The organism is Microbacterium sp. CnD16-F (assembly GCF_024124465.1).
GTDB lineage: Bacteria > Actinomycetota > Actinomycetes > Actinomycetales > Microbacteriaceae > Microbacterium > Microbacterium gawkjiense.
In genome coordinates this window covers 1-5,640 of the sequence record NZ_JAMXSA010000088.1, presented here as the reverse complement: position 1 = coordinate 5,640, position 5,640 = coordinate 1, and the positions used below count along the sequence as shown (strand labels likewise).

6 protein-coding genes are annotated in these 5,640 nt (G+C 71.3%); 3 read left to right on the top strand and 3 right to left on the bottom strand.

The features are described 5' to 3' along the window. A partial coding sequence (locus NH287_RS14570) for a flotillin family protein (RefSeq protein ID WP_253036190.1) occupies positions 1 to 1,414 on the bottom strand: 1,414 nt, incomplete at its 3' end. Between the two features lie 129 nt (positions 1,415 to 1,543). Between NH287_RS14570 and NH287_RS14565 the strand changes: the two genes are divergently transcribed. Beyond that, on the top strand, positions 1,544 to 1,921 hold the full coding sequence (locus NH287_RS14565; protein WP_217532428.1) for a DUF4870 domain-containing protein: 378 nt from the start codon (positions 1,544 to 1,546) through the stop codon (positions 1,919 to 1,921). A 103-nt stretch (positions 1,922 to 2,024) separates the two neighbouring features. Continuing rightward, on the top strand, positions 2,025 to 3,413 hold the full coding sequence (locus NH287_RS14560) for a glycine--tRNA ligase (RefSeq protein WP_253036191.1): 1,389 nt from the start codon (positions 2,025 to 2,027) through the stop codon (positions 3,411 to 3,413). Positions 3,414 to 3,426: 13 nt separating this feature from the next. On the opposite strand, the gene NH287_RS14555 is transcribed toward NH287_RS14560, so the two are convergent. Then, positions 3,427 to 3,852: a DUF1801 domain-containing protein gene (locus NH287_RS14555; protein WP_253036189.1), complete on the bottom strand. Its 426-nt coding sequence runs from the start codon at positions 3,850 to 3,852 to the stop codon at positions 3,427 to 3,429. Between the two features lie 3 nt (positions 3,853 to 3,855). Then, complete coding sequence (locus NH287_RS14550) at positions 3,856 to 4,431, bottom strand: HhH-GPD-type base excision DNA repair protein (protein WP_253036188.1); 576 nt, start codon at positions 4,429 to 4,431, stop codon at positions 3,856 to 3,858. A 51-nt stretch (positions 4,432 to 4,482) separates the two neighbouring features. Here NH287_RS14550 and NH287_RS14545 point away from each other — a divergent pair. Then, positions 4,483 to 5,640 (top strand): NAD(P)/FAD-dependent oxidoreductase (locus NH287_RS14545; protein WP_253036187.1); only part of this gene is annotated, 1,158 nt, incomplete at its 3' end.

Genomic DNA, 5,640 nt, shown 5'->3' with positions numbered 1-5,640 from the left:
ACTCGGCGACCGGCGCCGCGGGCTCCGCCGACGCACGGCGGCGCAGCGGGGCGGAAGCCTGCGCGTCCTGCTCCTGCTGCAGCCCCTGGGCGATGCCGCGGCCGGTGGCCTGGCCCTGGATGATGCCGCGCAGGTCGATGCCCGTCGCCGCCTGAACGGCGTCGAACGTGGCGCGCATGCTCGAGGCGCTCTCGCCGGCGATGTGGCTCGACGCGCCCTCGCCGCCGAGGACCGTGATCGACCCGACCTTGTCGAAGCCGCGGGCGAACTCGGTCATGAGCGGCACGAGGGCCTCGATCGCTCGCTGTGCGAGCAGCGCCTCCTGGTTCTGCGCGATGGCCGCGGCTTCGGCCTTGATCGCCTCGGCGCGGGCCTCACCCTCGAGCCGGATCGCGTCGGCCTCGGCCTGGGCGCGAAGGCGCGTCGCCTCGGCTTCCTGGGCCGCGATCTGCGCGCGGGCCTCGGCGGCCTTGACCTGCGTGTACGCGTCGGCGTCCGCCGAGCGCTGGCGCTCGTAGAGCGACGCGTCGGCGACCTTCTTGACGTCGGCGTCGAGCTGGGCCTGCCGGTTCTCGGCCTGCTGCAGGAGGACCGCCTGCTCGCGCTCGGCGCGGGCGAGGGCCTCGGCCTGCTCGGCTTCGGCGCGGGCGCGACCGACCTCAGCGGAGGCCTGGGCGGTGTTGCGGTCGTACGCGGTCTGCTCGATGAGGTTCGCCTCGTCGGTGGCGATCTGGCGCGCCTTGACCTCGCGGGCCGCGTTGATGCGGGCGACCTCGGCCTCGCGGCGCACGCGCTCGACCTCGGTGGCGCCGAGGGCGTCGATGTAGCCGTTCTTGTCGGTGACGCCCTGGATCTGGAACGAGTCGAGGATGAGGCCCTGCGCGAGCAGGTCGCTCTTGATGCCCTCGGCGATCTGGTCCGACAGCTTCTGCCGGTCCTTCATGAGCTGCTCGACGGTCAGGGTTGCGACCACGCCGCGCAGCGCACCCTCGAGCTGCTCGGTGGTGAACTGCTCGATCGCGCCGTCCTGCGAGAGGAACCGCTCCGCGGCGCGACGGACGAACTCGGGGTCGGAGCCGATCTTGACGAGTGCGACACCGCTGACGTTGACGGTGACGCCGTTGGATGCCTGTGCCGTCGGCTCCATCTTGATCTGGCGCGCGCGCAGCGAGATCATCTCGGCGCGCTGCGTGAGTGGGTTGACCAGGGCGCCGCCGCCGGTGATGACGGAGATGCGCGAGGAGTCCCCCGAGGCGCTCTTCTGATTGCGACCGACGATGACGAGCGCCTGGTCGGCCTTCGCGACCTTGTACCAGGCCCGCAGCGCCACCATGAAGATGATGATGAAGACGATGACGGCGACGACGATGATGCCGCCGACCACAAACGCGCCTCCCGCGATGAGTGCATCCATGTGTGAGTTCCCCCGTGAGTCTCGATGTCCTTCGTGCGGCACGGCGAACGTGCCCACGTCGAACGTATCGGTTACTCCAGCCGCGTGATGAGGTTCGCGGCATCCCGCCCCTGCCCCTACGCTGACGCCATGACGATGCCGCCGCCCCCGCCGCCCGCGCAGCCGTACCCGCCCGCTCCGCCGCTGCGTCCCGAGGACGAAAAGCTCTGGGCGACACTGACCCACCTGAGCGGCATCTTCCTCTCGTTCGTGGGCGCGCTCGTCGTCTACCTCGTGCTGCGCGACCGGGGGCCGTTCATCCGCGCCCACAGCGCCGCCGCCCTGAACTTCCAGCTCACGGTGCTGATCGCCGCGTTCGTGTGCATCCCGCTGTCGTTCATCGGAATCGGTTTCCTGCTGCTGCTCGCGGTGGGCGTCTACGCCCTCGTGATCGAGATCGTCGCGGCTGTGAAGGCGAGCCAGGGGCAGTGGTACACGCCGCCCCTCAGCATCCGCTTCGTCTCCTGACCCTCGTCGAGCGCCGGAACGGGCCCGGATAGACTGAGGGATGCCGCGTGTCGCGGCGTCCGCGCCCTCGCGCACCCTCTTCACGACGACCATTGGAGCCACCGTGGCCGAGCAGTCCCGTCTCGACAAAGTCATCGCCCTCGCCCGTCACCGCGGGTTCGTCTTCCAGGCGGGCGAGATCTACGGCGGGTCGCGGTCGGCGTGGGACTACGGTCCCCTCGGCACGGAGCTGAAGGAGAACATCCGGCAGCAGTGGTGGCAGACCTTCGTCCGCGGTCGCGGTGACATGGTCGGGCTCGACTCGTCGATCATCCTCCCCAAGCGCGTCTGGGAGGCGTCGGGTCACGTCGCGACCTTCACCGACCCGCTCGTGGAGTGCCTCCAGTGCCACAAGCGGTTCCGCGAGGACACGCTCATCGAGGACTTCGAGGCGCGCAAGGGACGCACGGCCGAGAACGGTCTCGGCGACGTGCCCTGTCCGAACTGCGGCACGAAGGGCCAGTACACCGAGCCGAAGTCGTTCTCGGGTCTCGTGAAGACCTACCTCGGCGTCGTCGACGACGAGAGCGGCCTCTACTTCCTTCGTCCCGAGACGGCGCAGGGCATCTTCGTGAACTTCTCGAACGTCCTCACCGCGAGCCGCAAGAAGCCGCCGTTCGGTATCGGCCAGGTCGGCAAGGCGTTCCGCAACGAGATCACCCCCGGCAACTTCATCTTCCGCACGCGCGAGTTCGAGCAGATGGAGATCGAGTTCTTCGCGCCGCCGGCCGAGGCGGGCGAGTGGTTCGACCACTGGGTGCAGGCCTGCTGGAACTGGTTCATCGACCTCGGCATCGACCCCGAGAACATGCGTCAGTTCGACGTGCCCGAGGAGGACCGCGCGCACTACTCCGCCGGCACGATCGACGTCGAGTACCGCTTCGGGTTCGCGGGCAAGGAATGGGGCGAGCTGATGGGTGTCGCCAACCGCACCGACTACGACCTGTCGAGCCACATCGAGGCCTCCGGGCAGAAGCTCACCTACTTCGATCAGGCATCCGGCGAGACCTACGTCCCGTACGTCATCGAGCCGTCGTTCGGTCTGACCCGCGCCATGATGGCGTTCCTCGTCGACGCGTACCGCGAGGAGGAGGTACCGAACGCGAAGGGCGGCACCGACACCCGTACGGTGCTCGGCCTCGACCCGCGCCTCGCGCCCGTCAAGGTGGCGGTGCTGCCGCTCAGCCGCAACGAGCGCCTGTCGCCACTGGCTCGCAAGGTCGCCGACGACCTGCGCGCGAACGGCTGGAACGTCGACTTCGACGACGCCGGCGCGATCGGCCGCCGCTACCGCCGCCAGGACGAGATCGGCACGCCGTTCTGCGTCACGGTCGACTTCGACTCGCTCGACGACGACGCCGTGACCATCCGCGACCGCGACTCGATGGCGCAGGAGCGCGTGGCCCTGACCGAGCTGCACGCCTACCTCGCTCCGCGCCTCCGCGGCGCCTGATCCCCCGGACCGTTCAGCCGAGGACGGTGATCGTCGCGCCGGGGAGGTCGTCCTCGACATATCGCCGCAGAGATTCAGACAGGATGCCGCGGAGCACATCCATGTCGACTGCGGCGAGGTCCTTCACGTACAGGCAGCTCGCGCCGACCGTGTGCGGCCCCAGTCCGGCCAGCGCGTCGACGTGCGCGTCCGCCCGGTCGAGGTAGATCGTCGTGGCGGCCTTGCGGGGCGAGAAGCCGAGCAGCGGCATCTCGCCCGTGGTGCCGGTGGCGTAACGGTAACGGCAGGCGCCGAAGCCGATGATCGACCCGGTCCACATCTGCGGCTCGCGCCCGGTGAGCTCCCGCAGCAGCGCGACGAGGGTCTCGGCATCCGAACGGCGCGTCGCGGGCGTGACCTGCGCGACGAACTCGCCGACGTCCCGCCCCGTGCGCTCCACGGGTCAGCCCTTCGCGGCTTTGGCGGCGGCTTTGGCGGCGCGCTTGTGCTCGCGGACCTTCGCGAGCGACTCCGGCGAGACGATGTCGGCGACGGAGCGGAACGAGCCCTCCTCCCCGTAGGCGCCGGCGGCCTCGCGCCAGCCGGTTCCCGTGAAGCCGTACTGCTTGCCGAGGAGCGCGAGGAAGATCCGCGCCTTCTGGTCACCGAAACCCGGCAGCGCCTTGAGTCGCTTCAGCACGGTCGCGCCGTCCGGGTCGCCCTCGGTCCACAGCGCGGCGGCATCCCCGCCCCACTCGTCGACGAGTGCCTGGCACAGCGCCTGCACGCGACCGGCCATCGAACCGGGGAAGCGGTGCACGGCCGGGGTCTGACCGAACGCGGCGGCGAACTCCTCGGGGTCGGTGGCGGCGATGCCGGCGGCGTCGAGCCCGCCCGTGCGATCGCGGATCTTCAGCGGCCCGGCGAAGGCCGTCTCCATCGCGATCTGCTGGTCGAGCAGCATGCCGATCAGGAGGGCGAGTGGTTCGTCGGTGAGGAGCGCGTCGGCGGCCTCGTCGCCGGTGATGTGGAGGGCCATGCGTCCATGTTCCCACTCTCGGCTCGCGCGGGGTGGGGGAGGATGGACACCATGGATGCCGCGGCCGCCCCCGATCTCATCTCGCAGGCGCGACGTGCGCGCGTCGCCGTCGTCGGAGGCGGTGTCGCCGGGCTCGTCGCAGCGCTCGAGTGCGCCAAGCTCGGCATCCGGGTGACCCTGTTCGAGGCGGGGGAGCGACTCGGCGGCATCGTCGCGTCCGCCGAGCTCGACGGACGGCGGGTCGATGTCGCCGCCGACGGCTTCCGCGTCGCTCCGGGTGCCCTGCAGGAGCTTCTCGACGACCTCGGCCTCCGGGACGCGGTCGTGTCGGCGCGCGAGGCCGAGACCTGGGTCGCCGGCCCTCACGGGGTCGCACCGCTGCCGGATGCGTCGATCCTCGGCATCCCGGCCAACCCCTTCGACGCCCGCGTGCGCCGGATCATCGGATGGTCGGGGACCTGGCGGGCCTATGTCGACCGGCTGCGGCCGCCGCTGACGATCGGCGCCCAGCGCAGCCTCGGGGCCCTCGTCGAGAGCCGGATGGGTCCGCGGGTCCTCGAGCGGATGGTCGCGCCGCTGACCTTCGGCATCCACGGCGTCCCTCCCGAGGAGGTCGACGTCGACCGGGCAGCCCGCGGCCTCAACGCCGCGCTCACGCGCACCGGTTCGCTCTCGGGCGCCGTCGCGCAGCAGCTGCCCGACGGCGACGCCGGATCCTCGCGCGCCACGATCGAGGGCGGTATGTCGGTCTTCGTCGACGCGGTCGCGGAACGCCTCGCCGACCTCGAGGTCGACGTCCGCACCGGAACCGCGGCCACCGGGCTGCGGCGTACCGACGACGGCTGGACCGTGACGTGGACGGCGGAGGACGAGGAGCGGACGCTCGACGTCGACGCGGTCATCGTCGCGGCCCCCGAGGGGCCCGCTCGGCGACTGCTCGCGCCCCACCTTCCCGGCCTCGACGGCGCCGTCCTCTCGCCGGAGGACGTCGACGTCGTGACGCTCGTCCTCGATGCCCCCGCCCTCGACGCCCGCCCGCGCGGTCACGCCGTCTACGCGGCTCCGGGCGCCGCGGCGGCGATCGCGGTCGTGCACGCGACGGCGACCTGGCCGCACCGTGCGGGCGAGCCGCACATCGTCCGGGTGACGACACCGGCGAGCGACCTGGCGGACGGCGACGCGATCGCCGCGTCCACGGCCGCCGCCGCC